At 60.2% G+C, this 22,260-nt stretch carries 17 protein-coding genes; 6 read left to right on the forward strand and 11 right to left on the reverse strand.

Features of this window, described 5'->3' with window-relative positions; all coding sequences use genetic code 11:
- Positions 1 to 119: 119 nt before the first annotated feature.
- From U9R61_RS06565 to U9R61_RS06595, 7 genes are all read right to left on the reverse strand, one after another.
- Positions 120 to 2,516 (reverse strand): peptidoglycan recognition family protein, encoded by a 2,397-nt coding sequence (locus tag U9R61_RS06565; RefSeq protein WP_322488017.1) that lies wholly within the window; start codon positions 2,514 to 2,516, stop codon positions 120 to 122.
- A 203-nt stretch (positions 2,517 to 2,719) separates the two neighbouring features.
- A complete protein-coding gene (locus U9R61_RS06570) occupies positions 2,720 to 4,798 on the reverse strand; it encodes a putative glycoside hydrolase (RefSeq protein WP_322488018.1) in 2,079 nt (692 codons plus the stop codon).
- A 124-nt stretch (positions 4,799 to 4,922) separates the two neighbouring features.
- Positions 4,923 to 7,865 (reverse strand): GAF domain-containing protein, encoded by a 2,943-nt coding sequence (locus U9R61_RS06575; protein ID WP_322488019.1) that lies wholly within the window; start codon positions 7,863 to 7,865, stop codon positions 4,923 to 4,925.
- 85 nt (positions 7,866 to 7,950) lie between these two features.
- On the reverse strand, positions 7,951 to 8,847 hold the full coding sequence (locus tag U9R61_RS06580; RefSeq protein ID WP_322488020.1) for a histone deacetylase: 897 nt from the start codon (positions 8,845 to 8,847) through the stop codon (positions 7,951 to 7,953).
- Positions 8,848 to 9,930, reverse strand: a complete 1,083-nt coding sequence (locus U9R61_RS06585; RefSeq protein ID WP_322488021.1) for a calcium/sodium antiporter — start codon at positions 9,928 to 9,930, stop codon at positions 8,848 to 8,850.
- A 97-nt stretch (positions 9,931 to 10,027) separates the two neighbouring features.
- Positions 10,028 to 10,330 carry an RNA-binding protein gene (locus U9R61_RS06590; RefSeq protein WP_322488022.1) on the reverse strand — a complete coding sequence of 101 codons (303 nt, stop codon included), beginning with the start codon at positions 10,328 to 10,330 and terminating at the stop codon, positions 10,028 to 10,030.
- A 971-nt stretch (positions 10,331 to 11,301) separates the two neighbouring features.
- A complete protein-coding gene (locus tag U9R61_RS06595; protein WP_322488023.1) occupies positions 11,302 to 12,333 on the reverse strand; it encodes a polyprenyl synthetase family protein in 1,032 nt (343 codons plus the stop codon).
- A gap of 251 nt (positions 12,334 to 12,584) precedes the next feature.
- Here U9R61_RS06595 and U9R61_RS06600 point away from each other — a divergent pair, with 251 nt between their 5' ends.
- Entirely contained in the window at positions 12,585 to 13,004 is a 420-nt protein-coding gene (locus tag U9R61_RS06600; protein ID WP_066790203.1) for a BlaI/MecI/CopY family transcriptional regulator, read from the forward strand.
- A 55-nt stretch (positions 13,005 to 13,059) separates the two neighbouring features.
- Here the strand turns inward: U9R61_RS06600 and rimO are convergent, their stop codons facing one another.
- The 3 genes from rimO to U9R61_RS06615 all read right to left on the reverse strand — a co-directional run bounded on the left by rimO (position 13,060) and on the right by U9R61_RS06615 (position 15,967).
- Positions 13,060 to 14,430 (reverse strand): 30S ribosomal protein S12 methylthiotransferase RimO, encoded by a 1,371-nt coding sequence (gene rimO, locus U9R61_RS06605; RefSeq protein WP_322488024.1) that lies wholly within the window; start codon positions 14,428 to 14,430, stop codon positions 13,060 to 13,062.
- A gap of 187 nt (positions 14,431 to 14,617) precedes the next feature.
- Complete coding sequence (locus U9R61_RS06610) at positions 14,618 to 15,115, reverse strand: YajQ family cyclic di-GMP-binding protein (protein WP_322488025.1); 498 nt, start codon at positions 15,113 to 15,115, stop codon at positions 14,618 to 14,620.
- Between the two features lie 39 nt (positions 15,116 to 15,154).
- Complete coding sequence (locus tag U9R61_RS06615; RefSeq protein ID WP_322488026.1) at positions 15,155 to 15,967, reverse strand: helix-turn-helix domain-containing protein; 813 nt, start codon at positions 15,965 to 15,967, stop codon at positions 15,155 to 15,157.
- A gap of 265 nt (positions 15,968 to 16,232) precedes the next feature.
- Here U9R61_RS06615 and U9R61_RS06620 point away from each other — a divergent pair, with 265 nt between their 5' ends.
- Entirely contained in the window at positions 16,233 to 16,424 is a 192-nt protein-coding gene (locus U9R61_RS06620; protein ID WP_322488027.1) for a hypothetical protein, read from the forward strand.
- A 10-nt stretch (positions 16,425 to 16,434) separates the two neighbouring features.
- Positions 16,435 to 16,599, forward strand: a complete 165-nt coding sequence (locus U9R61_RS06625) for a hypothetical protein (protein ID WP_322488028.1) — start codon at positions 16,435 to 16,437, stop codon at positions 16,597 to 16,599.
- Positions 16,600 to 16,630: 31 nt separating this feature from the next.
- Here the strand turns inward: U9R61_RS06625 and U9R61_RS06630 are convergent, their stop codons facing one another.
- A complete protein-coding gene (locus U9R61_RS06630; RefSeq protein WP_322488029.1) occupies positions 16,631 to 17,968 on the reverse strand; it encodes an amidohydrolase in 1,338 nt (445 codons plus the stop codon).
- Positions 17,969 to 18,154: 186 nt separating this feature from the next.
- On the opposite strand from U9R61_RS06630, the gene U9R61_RS06635 reads away from it, so the two are divergent.
- The 3 genes from U9R61_RS06635 (at position 18,155) to U9R61_RS06645 (ending at position 22,245) form a co-directional block, all read left to right on the forward strand.
- Positions 18,155 to 18,814: a hypothetical protein gene (locus U9R61_RS06635; RefSeq protein ID WP_322488030.1), complete on the forward strand. Its 660-nt coding sequence runs from the start codon at positions 18,155 to 18,157 to the stop codon at positions 18,812 to 18,814.
- Between the two features lie 994 nt (positions 18,815 to 19,808).
- Complete coding sequence (locus U9R61_RS06640; protein ID WP_322488031.1) at positions 19,809 to 21,641, forward strand: VanW family protein; 1,833 nt, start codon at positions 19,809 to 19,811, stop codon at positions 21,639 to 21,641.
- A gap of 136 nt (positions 21,642 to 21,777) precedes the next feature.
- Positions 21,778 to 22,245, forward strand: a complete 468-nt coding sequence (locus U9R61_RS06645; protein ID WP_322488032.1) for a CBS domain-containing protein — start codon at positions 21,778 to 21,780, stop codon at positions 22,243 to 22,245.
- The last annotated feature ends 15 nt before the right edge of the window (positions 22,246 to 22,260 follow it).

Raw genomic sequence — 22,260 nt, forward strand, 5'->3', positions numbered from 1 at the left:
CGAAAAGATATGCCACGCGCACACTTGTGAAATAACCAAAAAAAACTTCGCGCTCTTGGCGTGCTTTGCGTCTTTGCGTTTTCCATCTTTGCGACTCTGCCCCCTTTGCGCCGTTTCGATCACGGCAACGGTATGCCAAGGGTTGTGCTACCGCCGCGCGCCCCCCCGCCGGGGAAGATCGACCGCTCGGCCACAATCGGTTGGTTGCTGCGCACAATCGCCGCTACCGCGGTTTCGTTCGGGAAGGCTTCGTGCATCGCTAGCGTGTACCGCGCCCCTGCCGGAATCCGCACGCTTAGCTCGGTCTTGGTGCCGTCACCGAATATCGCTTCAACCGTCACAATTGCCGACAGCGGACTCACATTGCTGAGGCAGAGGTAATACGCGGCATCGCTGGTGCGGCCATCGATAAAGGCCCAGCGATAGACCGGCACATGCGCTCCGACGCCAATCGTTCCCACCGCGCCGCCGGCAAACCGCATCGCTCGTTCAACCGCGACCGGACGGTCGGCAACCACTTCCGTAGCGAAGCCGAGATCAGGCACGACTTCGTTAGCGTCAATCGCCAGTTGCGCCCGCGGCGGGATGGCGTAGCGCCGCGTCGCCGCCACCCCTTGCGGGCCGCGGAAGATGGCCTCGACATTGGCCGGTTGGTTATTGGGATTCAACACCAATAACTGGGTGCGAAACCCGCCTTCAGTCGTTCCCTCGGCGAACAACCAGCGCCGCGAGAGCGTATCAATGCCTCGCCCCGTATGCAACCCACTCCCGCCGGGGCCAAACCGCATCGTGCGCTCGACCGCCACCGGTTGGCTGGCGATCACCCGGATGCCAAAGCTGGCATCGGCCAACGGGCGTATACCGTCGGGCAGGGTAATATCATGCACCGCAACCACCAAGCGGTTGCGCGCCCCAATCTGCACCTCTTGCTCAAAGACCGTCCCGTCGCGCTGCATGTAGGTGATTTGGGCGCGGGTGTCGCTCGGCTGGGGGTTAAAGATGATCACGTAGGTCTGCGTCTGCTCGGTGGTACTACCCTCGGCAAAATACCACACCCGCGAGAGCCGGTCGATGCCCGGCCCGCTGTCAATATCGCTGACCAGCGCCATCGAGCGCTCGGCCAAGATTGGCTCGTTCGCTTCAACAATGGCTGGCAACGCATTCGCGCCCGGCACAACCTCGTTAGCATTCAGATCGGCTCTGCCGCCGCCGGGAACTTGCACGTCACGCACTACCGGCTGGCCGGCAGGCGGGAAGAAGGTGATGCGAGCGGTAGCTGGCCGTGACGCGGGATTGTTCAGACTGAGGCGTTGGCTATAACCGGCAGTATTACCCTCGGCGAAATACCAGCGCGCGCGTACTGTGGAGCTATCGGCTTGCGCGCGCAGCGCCGGCAAAAGCGCGCGGAAAGCGGGATAGGGATCAGGCGCAGCGGCATACACCTCATAGTGGCCGGCAATCGTTGGGCGCAACCCGCCGCTCGCCGCCGGTTGCTGCCCGTTTGGCGCAAGGTTGTAGGTCTGGGTGAGCCAAGCCAGTAACGCCACAAGACGCGCTTGGGCCGCTGGCGTTGGCGGTTGATCAGCCGGGGAGAGCAAGGCAATCTGCACATCCGCCGCGCTGCCGGCTACCCGCCGCACCAGCGAGGTCGGCCCGCCCAAGCGGCCCTCAAACAGATTGCCTTCGCTATCAATAATGTAATGGTAAATCAGATCGCCCCAATCGAGCACCTTGGTTTGGTAGACTAGCAAGGCGCGCAGATAGGCGAGCGTCGCCGCCGGCGACGCATCAACTGGCAATTGGTGAATCACAACCCCCTGCGGATCGCGCCGGTCAGGCCGGGCCGCCGCCGGTTCCGCCCAATCGGCGCGCGCAATCTGCAACGGGCGCGGCGTCAGTACCGGCTGGCCAAACATGATCGGGCGTTGCGGTAGGCCGGCGGCAAAGATTGGTGGTGTGATCTGCGTGGCAAGGTACGAGACGGTCACATCATTCAGTACTGCCGAAGCGCGCGGGATTTGGCTGGTAAACGTTGCCCGCAGTTGCAAATAGCGGGTATCTTCCGGCAAAGCCAGCGGCACGGCTGTGGTGAGAGCATCGGGATCGGCGGCAGGCGGTTCATCGGCCACCACCAGCGGCTGCCACGGCCCCCACCCCTCGTCACCGCTGGCTGGCGGCGTTGCCCGCGCCCGTAGCTCTAACCGGAGATCGGTGCCTTCAATCAGTTCGCCGCGCCAGACAGCGCCGGCAGCATTTGTGGCAAAGACCGTTTCAAACGGCGCCGAGATGAAACTGCCTTCAACCGCTTCGGCATCAAGTCGCAATTCACCGCCGGCATTATTCGTCACCAGCAAACCAGTGATAGCGCCGGCTTGCCAATCGCGCACACTGCTCAGCCGCCAACTCGATACTTGCGCCGCCAGATTGCTTGGTCGCGCCGCCACCGGATACGTCGCCGCTACCATCGCTGCCAGCGCGATCAGCAGACCAATCCTCAGCGCTACTTGTCGGATCATAACCTTGTGCCCCGCTGCCAGAGCGACCACTGCCACTCGGCCCAGATCAGGCTGTTGTCACCCATACGTATCATTTGTGCAAATAATTATACTGGCAGCGACGCGATTTCGTCCACTTTTTTTCGCTAAAATGAATGACAATCACACTAAAGAGACGGCCCGCGAGACCGTCTCTTCATAGCGGAACCGTCGGAGCGGCTGGTTTACGGCGCAGGCCGCGCCGCGCCATTAAACGCACCTTTGTAGATATTGGCCGAATCGTACAACAACCATCCTGCTGCCGCTTCCGGCTGCTCTTCGGTGGCATCAATCTGCGCCCGCACCTCAGCCGGGCCATACTCAACCACCACCAGCGCCCACGGGTCGGTATGGTCTTGCAGCCATGGCCGTTGCTTGGCATAGCTGGCGATCATCTGGCGGCCACCGTTACGCACCGCGATCTGTAGCGTCTCGTAGGGAAATTTCACCGGCACTGCGATATTTTCCAACCCGCCCCACCACAACGACGGGTAAGGCATTGGGCACACATAGTCGGTAAACTCACCCATACGAGTCATGTCTTGGGCGATCGTCAGCGAGGGGCCATTGACCACGCGCCCAAAGACATCGACCGACATGAACGCGCCGGCAGCATTGACCGCATAGTGCGCACGCTGCATAAATTCGAGGATGACCTCGAACATGCGGCCCGGATTATCGACCGGATCGATTGGCTCGCTGAACAGCAGCTTATCGCGGAATTCGGCCCGGGTGCCAAACCAATCCGGGAAGCGAATGTAGTCGAAGTTGATTTCGTCAAATCCCATCTGGGCCGCTTCCACCGCCAACGCAATGTTATAATCCCAGACATTCTGGTTGGTCGGGTCGAGGTAGGCGTAGCGAATGCCCGGCCCCGGATAGTCGGCATAAACTTCGCCGGTCGAACGCAGCCGGATCGACCATTCGGGCCGCGCATCCGACAACGCATTGTCGTGCGAGAAGAGCTGTACGCGGGCGATTGTGTAGATGCCACGCTCTTTAGCTTTCGCCAAAATCGAGGCCAAATCAACCTTCGGCGTGCTCAGGCCCAACTCGCGCGCGAGCGGCACCTGCGAGTCGTAGTAGACCATGCCGAGATCGTCGCGTAGGTCACTCTTGATATCAATCACGATCGCGTTCAGCTCGGTGCGATCGATCAGATCGAGGAATCGATCAACCAAGCGCGGCACCGACGCTACCGCCGCCGTGATATAGATGCCACGCACATAGAAGGGTTCTAGCGCAATTTGTTCCGGCATGTTGCCCGGCTCAATCGGAATGACCTTCTTGGCATAACCCGGCGCCAGCACCTGCACAAAGCCGCGTTCGGGCAGATTGGGCAGGCGGAAGCGCCCTTCGACGCTGTCGTTGATCCGCACAAAGCCAACCGCCGTCGAGGTCAGCGTTTCCGTCGCGATGATCGCCGCGTTCAACACCGGCTGGCCGGTCGTGGCGTCAATCAACTGGCCAAAGAGGGTATCAGGTCGGATCGCCACATCCAGCACGGTGGTGCGGGTAAACGGCCGCGTGACTGCGGCAAAGCCTTCCGCCTCAACAGTAAGTTCACCCCGTTCAGGTATCTCACGCAACCGATACGTTCCATCAACGCCGGTCGTTGCGCTCAGTTCACCCACCGTCACCTTTGCCCCGGCCACCGGCTGGCCAGTGTAAACGTTCGTCACTACCCCGCTCAGCGTATTCGGGCGCAAGCTGACATCCAGCGCCGTGGCCCGCGCTATGGTCTCCGTCGCCGGCGCATAATCGGGCGCGCTCACCGTGACCGTAAACGACTCTGGCACACCGGTGAGGGTATAGGCGCCGGAATTGTTAGTCACCGCTTGCGCCGTCTCGTTGCCCTCCGACCGCACTTGCGCGCCGCTGATCGGTTGGCCGGTATAGAGATCGGTCACCACGCCGCTGAGCACATTCGGGCGCAGCGCGGTAGTAATGGTCACGGTAAAGACCCCGCTCTGGCCCACGCCGGGTTGATCAGCGAGCGACAGGTTGAGCGGCTCGTAAGCGGGGGCCTGCAACGCCAAGGTATCTTCAGACCGCCAGCGTTCAGTCTGAAAGCGGCCTTGCTCATCGGTGGTCAGCGTCTGGTCACCAATCGCCACCGTTACGCCAGACAGGGGCGCGCCGGTGTACGCATCGGTTACAACGCCGATCAAGATAACAGGCTGGGAAGCACATCCAGCCAACACTGCAACAATCAGCGCGCAGAGAATCCAGAAGCGCACAATGCGCCGGGTAAACAACGCCATGGTTGCCAGACTCCTCTAGGTGGAATGGGCCGGGTGCCGGTTTTCACCAGTTGGGGGTATCTTAAAAGGTTGATGAGCGAATGTCAAGCATTGGAACATTTGAACTATGCAGCGCATTGCGACGCTACACCTGTTGCGCGACCGGCGCCGGCTGCTCGATCACCACCTCATAAATGAGGTGTTCTTCCTGTTTGCCTTTGAGGCGGGTCGCCCCCAGCTCACGCAGTGGGTACGGCGACTGGCCGCCGAGTGCGTTGACCAAATGCGACGAGACGATAATCTGGCCGGCTTGTGCAATCCCGCACAAGCGCGAGGCGGTGTTGACCACATCACCGATCAACGTATAGTCTTGGCGTTGTTCAGAACCGATATTGCCAACCACTGCCGAACCATAGCTAATCCCGATCCCCATCCCGATCCGCAGATTCAGCTCCTCTTGCCAGATCTTGGCGAGCCGGGCAAAGGCTTGTTGCATTGCCACGGCAGCCAGCACCACCCGCTGCGGATCGTCAGGATGAGTAATTGGCGAGCCAAAGACCCCGATCAGGCCATCGCCGAGAAACTTATCAATCGTGCCGTCATAGGCATAGAGTGCATCGGTCATCGCGGTGAAATAACGGTTGAGAATACGCTCGACCAGCACCCGCGCATCGATCTGCTCGGTCAAGGTGGTAAAGCCGCGCATATCGGCAAAGAGCACCGCCACCGTGCGCTCGGTCGGTGCGCCAAAATCACTGCCGGCACTGAGCAGCCGTTCAGCCACTTGCGGCGAAACGTAGCGGCGAAAGACGCTGCGCACCCGCTCGCGCTCTTGCCGTTCGAGCTGTTTGATCGCGCTGATGTCACGGAACACGACCACCCGCCCAAGCTCTTTCGCGTCACTGCTGCACACCGGCGCAATGCTGACGCTATAGTGCAGATTGGGTTGCGGTTCGATCTCTACTGTCGTCGGCGCATTGCGATCGAGGAGCGGCACAATCGAGCGCAACGCTGGACAGACATTGACCCCTTGCCCATGGTGCAATACTGGATCGATCTGCAAGCGCTCGCGCGCCGCCGGGTTCGCCAGCAGCAAGCGCTCATTAGGGTCGATCAGCACGATTGGATCGGTCGCGCTGCGCAACACGGCATCGAGGGTTGAGCGCTCGTCATTCACCACCCGATACAAACGGGCATTCTCAAGAATCTGCACGATCAGGCTCGCGACAGTCGAGGCCATCTCCAATTCGGTCTTTTCAAACGGCCCACGCTTGGTCGTGTCAAGGCAGAGCACACCCTGCGTTTGGCCATTGACCACGAGCGGCACCAGCAACACATCGCGCACACCGCGCCCCGCCAAAAATGCCTGTAATGGCGCTACATCGGCTCGTTCGGGCAGATTCTCAACGTGCTGAGGCTGCTGTAACGTGGCTACTTGCGCTGCCAGAAATGGATGTTGTTGGACAAACTTGGTCAAATCAGCATCGTACAGCGCTGTCATCCCGCTCAACGCAACCACCGTATCACCCGGTTGCAAGCCAAAGAGCAGGATGGCAGCCTGCTCGACCCGAAAGATGTGCGCCACCGTCTCGATCGTATGGTGCAGATTCTCTGGCGCGGCAAATTGGGCCGTCAAGGCCAATGAGAGGCGATTGATCTCGCTCAATTGATCAATCCGGCGCTGTTCACTCTCGAACAGGCGAGCATTGCCGATCGCAATCGCAAGTTGGTTGGCAATCGCCAGCAAGATCGCTTCATCGTTGGCGCTAAAGGCGGCTGGATGCGGACTGCGCACCTCAATCGCGCCTAACACTTCACGCGGCAACAGCACCGGCACACTGAGCGCCGAGCGCATGCGATCTTCGTCGGGCAGTACCGGTACAAACCGCACGTCTTGGGCCACATCATCAATGCGCAACGGCTCGCGGTGGCGGCATACCCAGCCGCTCACCCCTTGATCGATCCCCAACGAGATGTGGTTTGGCTCTGACCGGTACGCGCCGGCAACCGCTTGCACAACCAGTCGATCGTGTTGTCGAATCACCAATGCGACCAGCGGGTAGCCAAACTGGTAGTGGATCATTTGCACCAACAGCCGGCCCAGTTGATCCATCTGCATCAATTCTGACAGCAGCCGGTTAATATCGTTGATCCGGCGTAATTCCTCTGCGCGCCGCGCCAGCAACTCTTTCCGTTGTTCGCTGAGCCGGTAGAGACGGGCGCTTTCCAGCGCCACCGCGCTTTGGGCTGCGACTGAGGCCAGCAATTCGAGGTGCTCAGCCGTGAAATACCCCGGCGTGTGATGCACCAGCGTGATCACACCCCACGCGCGGTTATCGCGGATGATCGGCATCGCCGCTACCGAGCGCACGTCGTTGTGGATGTCAGAGGTCACCAACCAGCGTGAATCGAGCCGGGTATCGGTGATCAAGACCGGTCCGCGCTCGCGCAGCGCCAACCCGGCCACCCCGTACCGCAAGATATCGTTCAATTCGGCAGTAGCAGGATGGCGGCTGCTGGAATAGAGCAACAACTTCTCTTCGTCAAAGCCGGTCAAAATGATGCTGGCCCGAATCGCACCCACCGCATCGGCGAGATGGTTGAGAAAGCCGGTCAACAGCACATCGAGATCAATGCTCGAGCCAAGATCACGCGAGAGGTGCAACAGCAGCTCGGTTTTGCGCTGCTCTTGTTGTAGGCTGCGCTGCGCCCGTTGCAATCGCAAGAGCGCCCGCACCCGCGCTAACAAGAGATTGAAATCGACCGGCTTGACCAGCACATCATCAGCGCCAGCGTCGAGGTTGCTGACGCTCGTGTTGAGATCCGCATGGGCCGAAACGATGATGATTGGGATGAAGGGTTTAGAACGATCCGCTTTGATCCGCCGGGTCACTTCGGCGCCATCAACACCCGGCAGCGCTAGATCGAGCAGAATGAGATCGGGAGTAATTAATTGCAGAAAGCTTAATGCCTCTTCACCCGAAACCGTCGCCGAAACGCGAAAACCATCACGGCTCAGCACCGCCTGAAAGATGCGACGGATATCAGGATCGTCTTCCACTACTAAGATGTGAGCTGGCTCGGGCATACCTACTCCCGGACACGCACCCATTGCGTATAGTATAGCATGCTGCTGCGCTGAACTACCACATCTAAGAGGGTTGATGGCCTGCTCACCCCAGTTCCACCGCCAATGCGACCGTTTGCGCGTGAATATCAACGGTATCGCTCATCTGGCGCGCATAGCCGCCGGCCATCGTCACCACCACTGGCACACCCGCCGATCGGCAAGCGGCAAAGATCATCCGGTCGCGCTCGGCTAGCCCGGCCTTGGTCAAACTAAGCCGGCCCAACCGGTCATCGTAGTAGGGATCAGCGCCGGCTAGATAAATCACTAGATCGGGCTTAGCAGCGGCGAAGGTTTGCCTCAATCCCCATTCCAGCGCATCGAGATAGGCAGCATCGCCGGTAGCGTCGGGCAAAGCGATGTCGAGATCACTCTGCTGTTTACGGAAGGGGAAATTATGCGCACCGTGGATCGAAAAGGTAAAGATGGTTGGATCACCGGCCAGAATCGCGGCAGTGCCATCACCCTGATGGACATCGCAATCGACAATTGCGATCCGGTGGGCGCGGCCTTCAGCCTGCATCGCGCGCGCCGCTACCGCCGCATCGTTAAACACGCAGTATCCAGCGCCGGTATCAGCAAAAGCGTGATGGGTGCCACCAGCTAAATTGACGCCAACCCCCTCGCTGAGCGCCACCCGGCAGGCCGCGATCGTCGCTCCCGACGACCGGCGCGAACGCTCGACCATCTGCGGCGACCACGGAAAGCCGATCCGGCGCTGCTCGGCGCTGCTCAGTTCTCCCTGCAAGACCCGCTCGATGTAGGCTGGCGTATGGGCCCGCGCCAGCTCGGCGACACTCGCCGGTTCAGGCACGTGCAACCGTTCAGGCGATACGATCCCCTCTGCCAACACCCGCTCGCGCAACAGCGCGTACTTCTCCATCGGAAAGCGGTGGCCTGGCGGCAACGGCAAGACGAAAGTGTCCGAATAAAAGACGCGCATCTATTCACCCGCACGTACAATCGTTTGTTGCCGACGCTCTTCACCCAACCAGCGCAATGCCCGCACTACCAGCAACACGACCGTCAATGGCACCAACAACAACCCGACCACCGTGGTGTAGACGGGTAATTCATCACTGCCGTTCGCGCTCAAGATCAGGTAGAGCGTATAGCTGAGGTAATAGACCAGCAACAAGCTACCCTCGCGCTGCGAGACGATCCGCCGGCTAATAAAAATGGGCACGCAGATGAGAGCCGCCCCAACCATCACCGGCAGATCGAGCCGGATCGTCTCGGCGGGCACTTCGATCGGCTGGGGCGAGAGCACCATGGTCAGCGCCAGCACAAACAGCAGGTTGAGCACATTGCTGCCAATCACATTCCCCACCGCAATATCGCGCTCGCCGCGCAAGCCGGCAATCACCGAGGTGGCAATTTCGGGCAACGAGGTGCCGACAGCCACGATCGTCAGGCCGATGATCAGCTCACTGACACCAAACCACGTCGCAAAGGTCACTGCGCCATCTACCAGCCAATTCGCCCCTAGCACCAGTAAGGCCAAACCACCCACCATCATCGCCGCCTGCAACACCCGCACCCGCCAGTGATGGTGATGGGAGCGTTGGGGATGGGGCTGCTCAGGATGGACGCCACGCGGCCAGATCACCCACAGATACGCGATTAAGCCGAGCAGCATAATCGCGCCGTCAACCCGCGACAGCGAACGATCAAGCGCCAACAGCAAGGTCAAGATCGACGCACCAATCATGACCGGCAAATCGCGGCGAAAGATCTGGCGATCGACCGGCAGCGGGCCAAACATCGCCGCTACACCTAAAATCAACATGATATTGGCGATATTGCTGCCAACAATATTGCCTAATGTAATCGCGCCTTGCCCATTAAATGCCGCTTGCAGACTCACGGCAATTTCGGGCGAACTCGTACCAACTGCCACCACCGTCAAGCCAATAATCAAGGGCGAGACACCAAGGCCGGCGGCAAAGCTAGCGGCGCCGCGCACGAGCAGATCGGCGCCAAACACCAACAACACAATCCCGACTACAAACAGGGCGATGACCATGCGTCCTTCCTGACACAACGCGCCCCCTGTCAATGACAGGGGGCGGAGGAATCCCGCGCACGAGCCAGTTGAGGCGCGACCGGCTCGAAGGGAAGCGTTAATAACGCCGACCGCCGAAGCCGCCGCGATCACCGCTGGAACGAGGGCCGCGCGAACCCTTATCCTCGGCTTCATTGACCCGAATCTCACGACCGTTGATCGGCTGGCCATTGGTTTGGCTAATCACCTTCGCCACATCGGCGACTTCCATCTCGACAAAGCCAAAACCACGCGACCGGCCCGTCTCACGATCATTGATCACCCGCGCGCTGCGCACATCGCCATAAGCCTGAAAGAAGGACTCGAGCGTTGCATCATCAACGCTCCACGCCAAATTGCCAACAAAGAGCTTCACGTACATCCAGTCCCACTCCCTCCGCGTTGCTTGCCCAACGCAGTCACTCACGGGGCTTGCGCCCACAAACCACGCCTCCGAAACTGCACGCTACTCACTTCGCCTCACAGCGGGTAGCGGTCCACAGCGCCGCGTGCTGATCCTCGGGCGTGGAGGTCATGCGGACAAGGGAGTCGATCGGGCCCCAGACGGACGAACAGACTCTCGCGGCGACGTGACGCTGTGTAACGGCTATAGTGTAGCACATCCGCCGTGAGATGAAAAGACCTTTGAAGTTTCAGTTAATAGATAGTTACGGAAATTCTTGTCTGTCTCTTATTGGCATTGCACGGGCGCAACGCGCTCAACGCCAGCTCCCGCTTTCGCGCCCACCATCCCTGAACCGCTATACTGTCATTGCGAGGGGGCGCAACCCCCGCAGCAATCTCCCGCTCGAGGGGAAGAGCTGCCTGAGGGGTGCAATCCGCTGGCGCGAGGGATTACTTCGCCGTGCGAGGCATCGCGGCACGATGCCCTAGAAACACGCCAAGCACTCGGCGAGCACACCCGTTGATCGCTGTGCGATGCCGTAAAGCCCGGCGCTGCGCTCCCCGCTTCCGCTGGCATGGGTTGAGGGACGGACAGAACATTCGGTCGATCACAACCGTATGATCGCAGTGAGAGGCCTCAACGCTCGGTTCTACGCTCCCCTCTCCCACGTCAGTGAGAGAGGGGCTGGGGGTGAGGGTACACCAGCGCATCTCAAAGCCATCAACTCTATCTCGCACAGGGCTTCAGTCCGCCCTTGAACTGGAGTAGGAGAGGGGCTGGAGGTGAGGGCCAGCAGCCCGCGCAGCGGGCTTCGTACCCCTTTCAGGGCCGGGTGCCAGATCGGCGGTTCTGTCCGCCCTTGAACATTGCGAGGGGCGGTAGGGCATCGCGCCGCTACGCCCTAGTGACATGCCACGCCTCCGACGAGCCACCCTCGCGCCAGCCCTTTAATACTGCCGCCCGATCAAGCTTTGGGTGAGCGCGTGCAAGCGGTCACGCGCGGCAGCCGCGGTTGCTGTCGGCGGTTGCATGGCTGCGAGGGCAGCGAACGCAGCCTGATGGTGATCGTTCGCAATCGCCGCGCAATAGGCGCGTGAACCAGCAGCGTCGAGGATCGCCAACACCTCGGTAACGGCGGCGTCATCGAGCGCCGGTTGGCGATAGAGTTCGGCCAGCCGCGCTCGATCCGGGCTATGGGTGAGGGCATGCACCACCGGCAAGCTCACCTTACGCCGGTAGAGATCGGCGGCAAACGGCTTGCCTGTCTGTTCCGGCGCGCCCCAAATCCCCAGAATATCATCTTCGATTTGGAACCCTAACCCCAACGCACGGCCAAAATCGGCCAGCGCCGCCACTGTCGCGTCAGGCGCGCCCGCAGCCCGCGCCCCCAATTCGGCGGCCCCGGCAATTAGCGCCGCCGTCTTCCCGCCGATCATGGCGAGGTAATCCTCTGGCGTGATGCTCAGATCACCCTCAAAGCTCAGATCGAGGTACTGACCTTCGCAGATGCGCAGAATAACCTCATCAAACCGGCGCAAAATGGCCAACACGCGCTCAGCCGGCATGCCGGCCTCGGCTAGACGGTGAATGGCAAGGTGCGCCAGCACAAACATTGCATCACCGGCATTGATGCCATGGGCCAGCCCCCAGATATTCCAGAGCGTGCGCCGGCCCCGTCGCACCGCGCTGTCGTCTTCGATGTCGTCGTGGATCAGCGAGAAGTCATGCAGGAGCTGGATGCCGGCGGCCAAGGGCAAGGCTTGCTGTGGATCGCCGCCGGCAGCCACGCACGCCAATAACACCAACTGCGGCCGGATCAGCTTGCCCGGATCGGCCTCCGCCGGGGTCAGATCCTCGTTCCGCCAGCCGAGGTGGTACTCCTGCATCGCGTAAAACCGCTGCAACCGCCCTTCGACCACCGGAAACACTGCCCGCATTTCCGCTTGAATGTGCGATCGAACGTCGTGTTCTAGCGTCATAAGCATTACAATTCTATTAAAATTTGCGATAACCTCGCCAATTAGGTATTCCAAAAACAACAAAAATGATATTATTCAGAATTTTTTACTCTTTTACGACAGGGTATCGTACAGATGCTCGGACAATAGTACTACATGTCATCATCGTGTAATGTTAATCTCTTCTCTAATCATGCTACGCATCGTACACTCGCTATGTAAGAACTAAACGATTACCACGTTTCATCGACGCAAACGAACGAGGTGTTGTTATGGCATTCAACCTGCGCTTTCGCTTCAGCCCTACGAAAGATGGTCTCGTCAAGGTATTGGGCCCACTCGAGACGGAGATCATGCAGATCCTCTGGCAAGAAGGGTCAAGCACTGTCAAGAAAGTACATCGCAAATTGGCTCAGCAGCGCGATATTGCCTACACCACCGTCATGACAACGATGAGCCGGCTGGCCGATAAAGGTGTGCTTAACCGCGAGCGTGATGGGCTAGCCTACGTCTATACCCCAGTCATCAGTGAAGACGAGTTTGTCAATCTAGTGGTGCGGCAAGTGCTCGACGGGTTACTCGATGATTATAGCGACACCGCCATCTCGTACATGGTCGATTATCTCGCGCACAACAATCCCTCGGAACTGCGCCGTCTGCAACGCGAAATTGCCCAGCGCCTGAATGCCTAAACCGCCTCGCTTGGCCAACCTGCGGGCAACCAGTAATCCGCAGGTTGGCGCTTCTCTACCCGGCTGCCTCTCCCCACAGATCATAGGCGGTCGCCTGCGTCACCCGCACCGGTACCATGCTTCCGACCGGATACGATCCCCACACAAAGACTTGACCATCAATTTCGGGTGCGTCGCGGAACGAACGGCCCACGCTGAGCGGGCTGCCATCATCGGTCGCCCCATTGCCCTCGATCAAAACCGTTAACGTGCGTCCGATCCAGCGCTGGTTCCGCGCATGCGAAATCGTTTGCTGCAAGCGCATCACTTCATGCCAGCGCCGCTCGATTATCTGAGGGCGGACTTGATCGGGCAATTCGGCAGCCGGCGTGCCCGGCTCACGTGAGTAGCGGAAGACTCCTACCCGATCGAGCTGTGCAGTCTGCAAAAACTCGAGCAGCGCGTTGAACTCGGCAGTGGTTTCACCGGGATAGCCAACAATGAACGTCGAGCGGATGGCAATATCAGGCATTGCAGCGCGCAATTCGGCGATGAGGCGCAACGTGCGATCGGTGTCCGGCGGGCGTCGCATACGGCGGAGCGTGGCCGGATGGGCGTGTTGCAAGGGCATATCAAGATAATGGCAGATCTGCGGATGCGCGGCCATCGTTGCGATCAGGCGCTCACTGATGCCGTGCGGATAAGCGTACATTAGCCGGATCCAGATATCCGGCGGCGTGACTTGGCATAGCTCTTCGAGCAGAATCGCCAACCCGTCTTGCAAGCCAAGATCACGACCGTAGTCAGTCAGATGCTGCGCGACCAGCACTATTTCGCGCGCGCCTTGAGCCACTAACTCTTGCGCCTCAGCCAGCACCGCCCCAACCGGCTTCGAGCGCATATCACCCTTGAAGCTGGGAATAGTGCAGAAGGCGCAGCGCAAGTTGCAGCCATCCGAAATCTTGAGATAGGCGGAAGGGGTATGGCGCGTGCGCCGGATTTGGGTCGTGCGCCAATCGGCATACGAGACCGGCTGCTCAGCCGCAGAGGTCGGGATCAGGGGAATCGTGGTCGCTGCCGGCGCAGACGCCAACGGGATCACCGGCTGCGCCAGTTGGTCAACCACTGCGCCAATCTGCGTCCACTGCTGGGTGCCGAGCGTCGTATCAACACCTTGCACCGTCGCCACTTCACCCGGATGGCTCTGGGCCATGCAGCCGGCGGCGATCAGGCGCTGGTCGGGCCGTTTGCGCTCACCCAATTCCTTCAGCACGCCGAGCGTCTCGGCCCGCGCTGCGGCAATAAAACTGCACGTATTGACGATAATCACATCAGCATCCTCAGCGGCAGCCACGGCTTGGTGCCCCTGCGCGCTGAGCAGACCGTCCATTCCTTCGCTGTCAACCGCATTTTTCGGACAGCCTAGCGTTACAATATGGTATTTCATTGGCGATGTACTCGTGATTCCTTTGTTTTGCCTATCGCGCCGATCCGCGATCTCTCTGCATTATAGATCGAGTTGGGCGTCACCACAGCGAAGCGGGTTGGTTTGCGCGTCTCGTTGCGGTGATGCCAACAAGAAAGGACAGCGCTCATCGCGAGCGCCGTCCTCACCTGAACCCAAACAATATTACTCAGCGATAATTGGTCATTTGCAACGGCACCGGAATCTCACCCTCGCGTTCGCGCAGAAACGCGATCACCGCCTGCAACTCATCGCGGCTCTTGCCCACCACGCGCAGCGTATCACCTTGAATCCGCGGCTGCACTTTGAGAAAGCGATCGCGGATCATCTTGCTCAGCTTCTTCGCCAGTTCGCTATCGATCCCGCGGCGCAACGTCACCACCTGCCGCGCCCGTCCGCCACTCGCATCCGCCGGTTTGCCGTAATCAAAAATCTTCAACGACAGTTTACGGCGCAAAGCTTTCGTTTCCAGCACATCGCGCACACTGCGCAATGACAGCTCGCTATCAGCTTCGATCACCAATTCGGTCTTGCTCAGAGTAATGGTCACACCCGCATCTTTCAGATCGTAGCGCGTCTGCACTTCGCGCAACGTCTGATCAACCGCATTCACCAACTCTTGCTGATCAAAATCTGAAACAATATCAAAGCTGTTTTCGCTCGGCATTATTACCTCCCATGACCAGAGCAACACCGGTTTGACCGATCAATTCGGCGGCCACGACCAATTTACCGGCTGGCCGGGCACGGTGCCAAGTGGCCCTTGCTGCAATCCATTCACCGTAACCTCGACATCAGTCGGATTGCCAGCGCGAATAAAGACCCGGCGCTGCGCGGTGAAGACCCGTTGTTCGCCGGCGCGCATAATCGCCTCAAAGACAGTCGTGCCGTCAACCTGCACCCGCACCCAAGAATTTTCGGTGCCACGCACATTAGGCACGCGCACCTCAATGACGATCGGCGCTGCCGGAGTTGGGCTTGGCTCTGGCGTCACCAGCACGAATGGCGTGAGCACCGCCGGCAACGGGGAAGCCGTTACGACAAGACTGATCTCAGTCGGCGGCGGGCTTGGCGTCGGCAAGGGCGAGGGCGGCACAATCGTGGGCGAAGCGGCGACTCCAGCCGACGGCGTCGCGCGTTCGCCAATGCGGCCAAGGGCGCTGAGCCCCACATACGCGAGCCCGATCAACGTTAAGGTGATGAAGAAGATAGCAAAAAAACCGGGGAGGACATACATGCGAGTGCGGGGCGGATTGGTGGCCGGCACAATGCGGATCTTATCGGTGGCGCCGCGCTCGCGCCGGTAGAGTTCGATCATCTCATCAACCGGCAAGCCGAGGTATTGCGCATAATTTCGCACAAAGCCGCGGGCAACCACATCACTCGGCAATCGCTCAAACGCGCCTTCTTCCAATGCCTGCAACGATTGCAACAAAATGCGGGTATCTGCCGCCGCTTGCGCCAATGAAATACCATTCGCTTCCCGCGCTCGCCGGAGACGCGCGCCCAACTCGCTCATAACGCTACCCTTCCGCCGCACCAGTGGCGTGCCACCACCCTCCCTATGGTATCGCCTATTAGATGCTTTTCGTCTTGCCGGCAGTATACCATACCCACAACCCTTCAGTGACAACCATTTGACAGAGCAATCATAGCCGGCGTAGGCGAAACGTCAGGCGGCAATCGTTCGTATCATGGAACGTAGCATACGATCACGCGATCCGGCTGCCGCCTTGCCCGGTGCGTGCAGGCGCAGTCATAGCCATAAGACGGAGGGAACGCTTATGATGAGTATAATGTTGATGATTGTGATGATCATCGTGGGCCTCATTGTGGTAGCACTGATCGGATCGGGCATCTTCTGGTTTTTGGTGCAGATCGGCGTGATCGTACAGAAAGCGGCTGAACCGCCAACCCAAGACTACGGCAGCTATTCGCTTGATCAAGGGCGTGATGCCGGCGAACGCGAGCGTTAAGAGGAAGGCTATGCTCAGCCAGCGCGAACGAGAAGCGATCATCATTGGCAGTGCGATTGGTTTAACGGCCACCATCATTGACGTTACCCTCGCCAACGGGCCGCTGTGGATGCACGCACTCACCATTGGTGTGGCTGGAAGCCTCTTGTGTGGATTGGCAATCCTGTTCAAATAGGGCATCGTCAAAGCCAAGGATTGACAATGCCCTATTCGCCAGCCGCCAGCTCAGGATAGACGGCCATCCGTTGCTCGGTTTGGCGTTGGGTCAAGCGTTCGATCCGAGCCGCTACCTCGCGCAATACTCGTGGCTTATCAATCGTCAACAATACCCGATCGCGCATCACGACCCGGCCATCAATGATCACCGTGCTGACATCGGCGGGTTGGGAGCTATAGAGCAAGGCCGCCGCTGGATCGTGAAGCGGCTGGGTATGCGCCGTGGCGCACTGCACCAGCGCCAGATCAGCGCGCGCACCCACCTGCAACACGCCAATATCATCCCAACGCAAGGCGCGAGCGCCGGCGGTGGTGGCCAACTCGAGCGTCGCGCCAATCGGCAAGACGCGCGCATCACTGGTGCGCAGCTTTTCGAGTAGGGCCAGCAGACGCGCCGACTCGAGCACATCATACGTATTGTTGCTGGCCGCGCCATCGCTGCCGATTGCCACCGTAACCCCAGCGGCCCGCATAGCCGTCACCGGCGCCACCCCAATCCCCAGCTTCATCTCGGTCTTTGGCGTGACCGCCACTGCCGCCCCATGGGCAGCCAGCGTCGCAATATCTTCCGGCACGACATGGGCAGCGTGGGCAGCAATCGCCGGCACCTCAAACAGGCCGGTGTCGTGCGCGAGCTGCACCGGCGATTGGCCGTGCGCCGCCATACTTTGGGCGACTTGCGCCGCCGTTTCGGCAAGGTGAATGTGGATGCCTACACCAAGCTCACGCGCCGTCTTCCCCACCCGGCGCAAGAACGACGGCGTGCAGGTATACGACGCGTGCGGCCCCATCCAGACCCGGATCCGATCGCCGGCGGCGCCGTGCCACTGCTCGGTAAACTGGCGGGCGCGGGTCAATTGATCGTGCTCATCAGCGCCAGAGAAGAGCGTCCACGCGAGCAGCGCGCGCATACCCGATTCTTGCACCGCTTGCGCAATTGCGTCGGCGGCAAAATAGTGATCGGCCACACAGGTTACGCCGGCTTCGATCATCTCGGCGATACCCAGCAAGGCTCCCCAATAGACATCTTCCGGCGTCAGATTGGTTTCCAGCGGCCAGATAAAGCTGTTAAACCACTCTTCGATCGGCACATCTTCGGCCACACCGCGAAACAGGCTCATCGCAATGTGGGCATGGCTATTGATCAGGCCGGGAATAGCCAACTGGCCCGCGCCATCAAGCGCCTCACGGGCCAGACCGGCGCTAATCGCCGGGGCCATCGCGACGATACGCTGCCCGGCAATGGCAATATCATGCTGCGGTAAGATGACATGAGCACCATTGGCGATCTGGAGCACATCAACGCGCTGGATGAGGAGATCGTACATAGCGATTTACTATTGATGCGATGACATAGCGGATCTATTTCATTGTAACCGGAATGTTGCGTTCTGACAACCGCTTGCCAACATTGAACATTTGTACTATAATACGTATAGCGCCGGCGCTGTAGAAACGACAGGAATCGGGCGCGATGGGAAGAATGCAGTACGGAGAGTCGGAGGAGGAATACCATGCCGGCCAAACCCCAGAGCGAGCGGAGCGTCACCCGCACGTATCGCACCGCAATCAAACTTGGCGACGACTTTATCACTATCGAAGAGACCATCACCCTACCGATTGATGCCGACGATCAGACGGTACAGCAAGCGGTTGATCTTGGCTGGCGCATTTTCCGCAGCCAGCGTGAGGCGGTTGAGCAGCAGATTGCGCACATTCGCGAGCAGCATACCGCAACCACCGCCATTACCGTGCGCGACCCCGACGCGCCAGCCAGCGAACGGCAACGAAACTTTATTGCCTCGCTCCAACAAGTGCTGGGTTGGTCAGGCGAAAAGTTAGCCGCCTTCGCCCAAGATCATGGCTACGATCTGGTTGCCCTCACCAAAGGCCAAGCCTCGGCATTTATTGACGAGCTACGGCGCGTGCAAGAAGAACAACAGCGATTGGCAGTCGCCGAAGAGCGCGCTCGCTACGCGAATCAACCGGTGTCCGACAAACAGCGCAATGCGATCCAATCATTAGCACGCGAACTCGCACTCGACGCCGAAGCCGAAGCCCAACGCCGGTTCAACGCCGCGGTTGATCAGCTTACCAACGAGCAGGCAGCAACCTTAATTAACGACTGGCAAGCGCGCCAACGCACCGGCGCCGCGAATAAACGCAGCGGCTAGGGGCGCAGTACGTGGACAGCGCTGCTGCGCCCTCCTTGACACCGGTACGGGCACAATACTGCTGTGCCCGTGACGCCGCCCACCGCTAGAGCCGCGCATGGCTAGGTTCGTACCATATCAGCCGCGTCCTGCTGAGGTTGAGGGATAAACAGCATATGTGATAGAGCACAACAATTGATCGCTATGTGACGCCTCAACGCTTAGTTCTACGCTCCCCGCTCCCGCACCAGTGGGAGCGGGGCCGGGCGTGAGGGCCACCCCTCCCCCGCTGGGGGAGGGGTTGGGGGTGGGGTATTGCAGTCATCAGCAGCGTACATTTCCTCTTTTCGCGCAGATAAGCCCCCACCCCCACCCGGTAGAACATGTGGCTGATCACAACCGTTGATCGCGGTGCCATCACTGTCCGGCGTTGCGCTCCCCACTCCCGCGCCAGTGGGAGCACGCAACAATGCCCCCCGTGTACAGTTGCGCTCCCCGCTCCCGCGCCAGTGGGAGCGGGGCCGGGTGTGAGGGCGAACCTGCTTCCGCTCCCCGTCTGTCATTGCAAGGGCGCGTAGCGCCCGAAGCAATCTCCCGCTTCAGCGTGAACGAACGCTGTGGGAACAACATCCGCTCCTGAATGGTGGGTTGAGGAACGGACAGAACATATGGACAAACACAACCGTATGATCGCTGTGCAATACCTCAAAGCCCGGCACTACCCTCCCCGCTCCCGCGCCAATGGGAGCGGGGCCGGGCATGAGGGCACACCAGCCCATCGCAACGCCATCAACCACATCTGCGCGCATGGGTTCTGTCCGCCCTTGAACCTGCCGGGGCAAGGCATGGCCGGGCCGCGCATGGCTAGGTTCGTACCGCTCAGCCGCTTCCTGCCGGGGCAAGGCATGGCCGGGCCGCGCACCCCGTGCGCGACTACTTGACACCGCTACCACGGCGCGTTAGACTGAAGGCGTCATCGCTGTTTTGCGCATTGGAATGCCGTTGCGAGACCATTATGGATCGTCCGCTGCCAGCCCGGATGCCCCGTGCCCACCGCTCATGGCTATGGCGCTTGATCGAATGGTTGCTCGTGCTCACCGCGCTGGCCGGGCTGGCAGTGCTGCTTGGCTATGGCGCGATCTTGCTTGGCGAACGGCTGCTGGCCGAACGGATCTATCCTAACATTAGCGTGCGTGGCTTGCCGATCGGCGGTCTGACCCGCGCCGAAGCCCGCGCTATACTCCTCCGTCGCTACGCCGATTTTCTGGCCGCACCGGTAACGTTGAGCTTCGAGGGCCAGCTCTGGCGACCGGCGGCTGAAGACCTTGGCCTCAGTTTGGCGATTGACGAGGCGCTCGACGCGGCGTTTGCCCTCGGTCACGATCTCAATTGGCAAGCCAATGCCCGCATCGCCGCCGCTACATGGCAATACGGCGTTGATCTACCGCTGCGCCTGCGCTTCGATCAGCGCATCGCGCAGCAAACGCTGCGCGCCATCGCCGCCGAGATCGACCGCACGCCGGTTGAGGCGAGCGTTGACCTGCACAATGGGATCATCATCGTTGGTGAAGAGCAGTGGGGCCGCCAAACACTGATCGATGACACGATCGCCGATATTGCTGCCGCCGTGCAGAGTCTGCAACCGCAAGAGGTAACGATCCGCACTCGCCTGCTCGAACCGCGGGTGCGCGATGCCGACCTCGCCCCCACTGTCGCCGAGCTGCAATTACTGCTGCACGGCCCGATCCGGCTCGAAGGCCGGGGCGGCCAGTGTCCCGCCGGTTGCCGCTGGGAATGGCCGGCACCCCAAATCGCCACGTGGATCAAGCTCCGCAGTCTCACCGCGATCGATGGCCGCCCGGCAATGGTAGTGACGATCGATCAGGCCGCTATCCGCGCTGCGCTGACACCGATCGCCGCTGCGCTGCGCGAAGAGGGCGGCTTGCCGCGGGTTGATTGGAATAACGGCAACCTGCGTATCCGCACCCCCGGCACGCCCGGTCGCGGCCTTGCGGTCGAAGAGGCGCTGGCCCGCATTAATGGCGCGCTCTATAGCTACGAGCGCACCGTAAGCATGCCCTTGCGCGAATTGCCCCCGCCGGTCACTGCCGATAACCTCGCCGCATTGGGCATTACCGAACCGGTTGGCGTGGGGGTCAGCTCGTTCCGCAACTCGGCTGAGTATCGCATTACCAATATTCAAGCCGGCGCACGCCAACTGGACGGCGTGCTCATTCCGCCCGGCGCTGTGTTCTCGTTTAACACGACCCTCGGCCCTGTCATCCCGGAACGCGGATTCGTCGAGGGGCTGGCTATCGTCGCCAACCGCACCCAAAAGGAATGGGGCGGCGGCCTCTGCCAAGTCAGCACCACTGTCTTCCGCGCCGCCTTCTTCGCCGGCTTGCCGATCACTGAACGCCACGAGCACTCGTTTCGCATCGGCTGGTACGAAGAGCTTGGCGAACCTCCCGGCCTCGATGCCGCCATCTTTACCGGCGTCCACGATCTGCGATTTGTCAACGATACCGGCGGCTGGCTCCTCTTGACCAGCAAAGTTGATCTGCAACGCCAACAATTGACGATGATCCTCTACGGCCCGCCAAGCAACCGCCGGGTTGAATACGCTTACCGCATTCTCGAACGCACCCCGGCCCCGACCCAACCGGTCTACGTTGATGATCCCACCCTGCCGGCTGGCGTGATCCGGCAGACCGATACCGCACGTGGCGGGTTACGGGTCGAAATCTATCGCACCGTCTATACCAATGGCGAAATCAGCCGGCGCGATACGATCCCCACCACCTTCCAACCATGGCCCGACACCTTCGTGCGCGGCACCGGTCGCTAACCGCACCGCTGCCCCTCACATTCCTGCCACGCCGCCAGCTTGCCAATCTCTGCTATACTAAGGAAGAGTTGTTTGTGCAACTACTCTCGTGAAGAATATCACGAATTCAACATAGCGAAACGAAAGGTGTAGCGGAATGAAAGCGCGCGAGATCATGACCCGTGATGTGATTTGCATCACCGATGACGCCTCGATCGAAGATGCCGCCCGCCTGATGGCGCGCAACCGGATTAGCGGCTTGCCGGTGATTAACGGTCACGGTATCTTGGTTGGTCTCGTCACCGAGCACGATCTGATCGCCAAAGAGGGGCGCACGGTCAAAGAGATTATGACCCGCAGCGTGATCAGCGTCAGCGCCGACACCGAAGTCGAGCAGATCCAGCATCTGCTTACCAACCAGCGCATCCGGCGGGTGCCGGTGGTGGAAAACGGCAAAGTGGTCGGCATTGTCAGCCGGTCAGATCTCGTGCGCCAGATCGCGATGCGTTGGGTGTGTGGCGTCTGCGGTGAGATCGTGCGCTCGCTCGAATCACCCAAACATTGCCCGCGATGCGGCGCTGACGCCAGCGCTTTCACCCACGAAGTGGTGCCGCCGGGCATGTAATCGTGATGTGGCATT

This window comes from Chloroflexus sp. (assembly GCF_034431535.1).
Lineage (GTDB): Bacteria > Chloroflexota > Chloroflexia > Chloroflexales > Chloroflexaceae > Chloroflexus.

What these genes read in the sequence shown, in the direction of transcription:
- U9R61_RS06595 (WP_322488023.1), bottom strand. Translation starts at nt 12,333, where the DNA reads ATGACGCTAGAACACGACGTTCGATCGCACATTCAAGCGGAAATGCGG.
- U9R61_RS06630 (WP_322488029.1), bottom strand. Translation starts at nt 17,968, where the DNA reads ATGTACGATCTCCTCATCCAGCGCGTTGATGTGCTCCAGATCGCCAAT.
- U9R61_RS06615 (WP_322488026.1), bottom strand. Translation starts at nt 15,967, where the DNA reads ATGAGCGAGTTGGGCGCGCGTCTCCGGCGAGCGCGGGAAGCGAATGGT.
- U9R61_RS06640 (WP_322488031.1), top strand. Translation starts at nt 19,809, where the DNA reads ATGGATCGTCCGCTGCCAGCCCGGATGCCCCGTGCCCACCGCTCATGG.
- U9R61_RS06565 (WP_322488017.1), bottom strand. Translation starts at nt 2,516, where the DNA reads ATGATCCGACAAGTAGCGCTGAGGATTGGTCTGCTGATCGCGCTGGCA.
- U9R61_RS06570 (WP_322488018.1), bottom strand. Translation starts at nt 4,798, where the DNA reads ATGGCGTTGTTTACCCGGCGCATTGTGCGCTTCTGGATTCTCTGCGCG.
- U9R61_RS06610 (WP_322488025.1), bottom strand. Translation starts at nt 15,115, where the DNA reads ATGCCGAGCGAAAACAGCTTTGATATTGTTTCAGATTTTGATCAGCAA.
- U9R61_RS06575 (WP_322488019.1), bottom strand. Translation starts at nt 7,865, where the DNA reads ATGCCCGAGCCAGCTCACATCTTAGTAGTGGAAGACGATCCTGATATC.
- U9R61_RS06580 (WP_322488020.1), bottom strand. Translation starts at nt 8,847, where the DNA reads ATGCGCGTCTTTTATTCGGACACTTTCGTCTTGCCGTTGCCGCCAGGC.
- U9R61_RS06585 (WP_322488021.1), bottom strand. Translation starts at nt 9,930, where the DNA reads ATGGTCATCGCCCTGTTTGTAGTCGGGATTGTGTTGTTGGTGTTTGGC.
- rimO (WP_322488024.1), bottom strand. Translation starts at nt 14,430, where the DNA reads ATGAAATACCATATTGTAACGCTAGGCTGTCCGAAAAATGCGGTTGAC.
- U9R61_RS06645 (WP_322488032.1), top strand. Translation starts at nt 21,778, where the DNA reads ATGAAAGCGCGCGAGATCATGACCCGTGATGTGATTTGCATCACCGAT.
- U9R61_RS06625 (WP_322488028.1), top strand. Translation starts at nt 16,435, where the DNA reads ATGCTCAGCCAGCGCGAACGAGAAGCGATCATCATTGGCAGTGCGATT.
- U9R61_RS06620 (WP_322488027.1), top strand. Translation starts at nt 16,233, where the DNA reads ATGATGAGTATAATGTTGATGATTGTGATGATCATCGTGGGCCTCATT.
- U9R61_RS06635 (WP_322488030.1), top strand. Translation starts at nt 18,155, where the DNA reads ATGCCGGCCAAACCCCAGAGCGAGCGGAGCGTCACCCGCACGTATCGC.
- U9R61_RS06590 (WP_322488022.1), bottom strand. Translation starts at nt 10,330, where the DNA reads ATGTACGTGAAGCTCTTTGTTGGCAATTTGGCGTGGAGCGTTGATGAT.
- U9R61_RS06600 (WP_066790203.1), top strand. Translation starts at nt 12,585, where the DNA reads ATGGCATTCAACCTGCGCTTTCGCTTCAGCCCTACGAAAGATGGTCTC.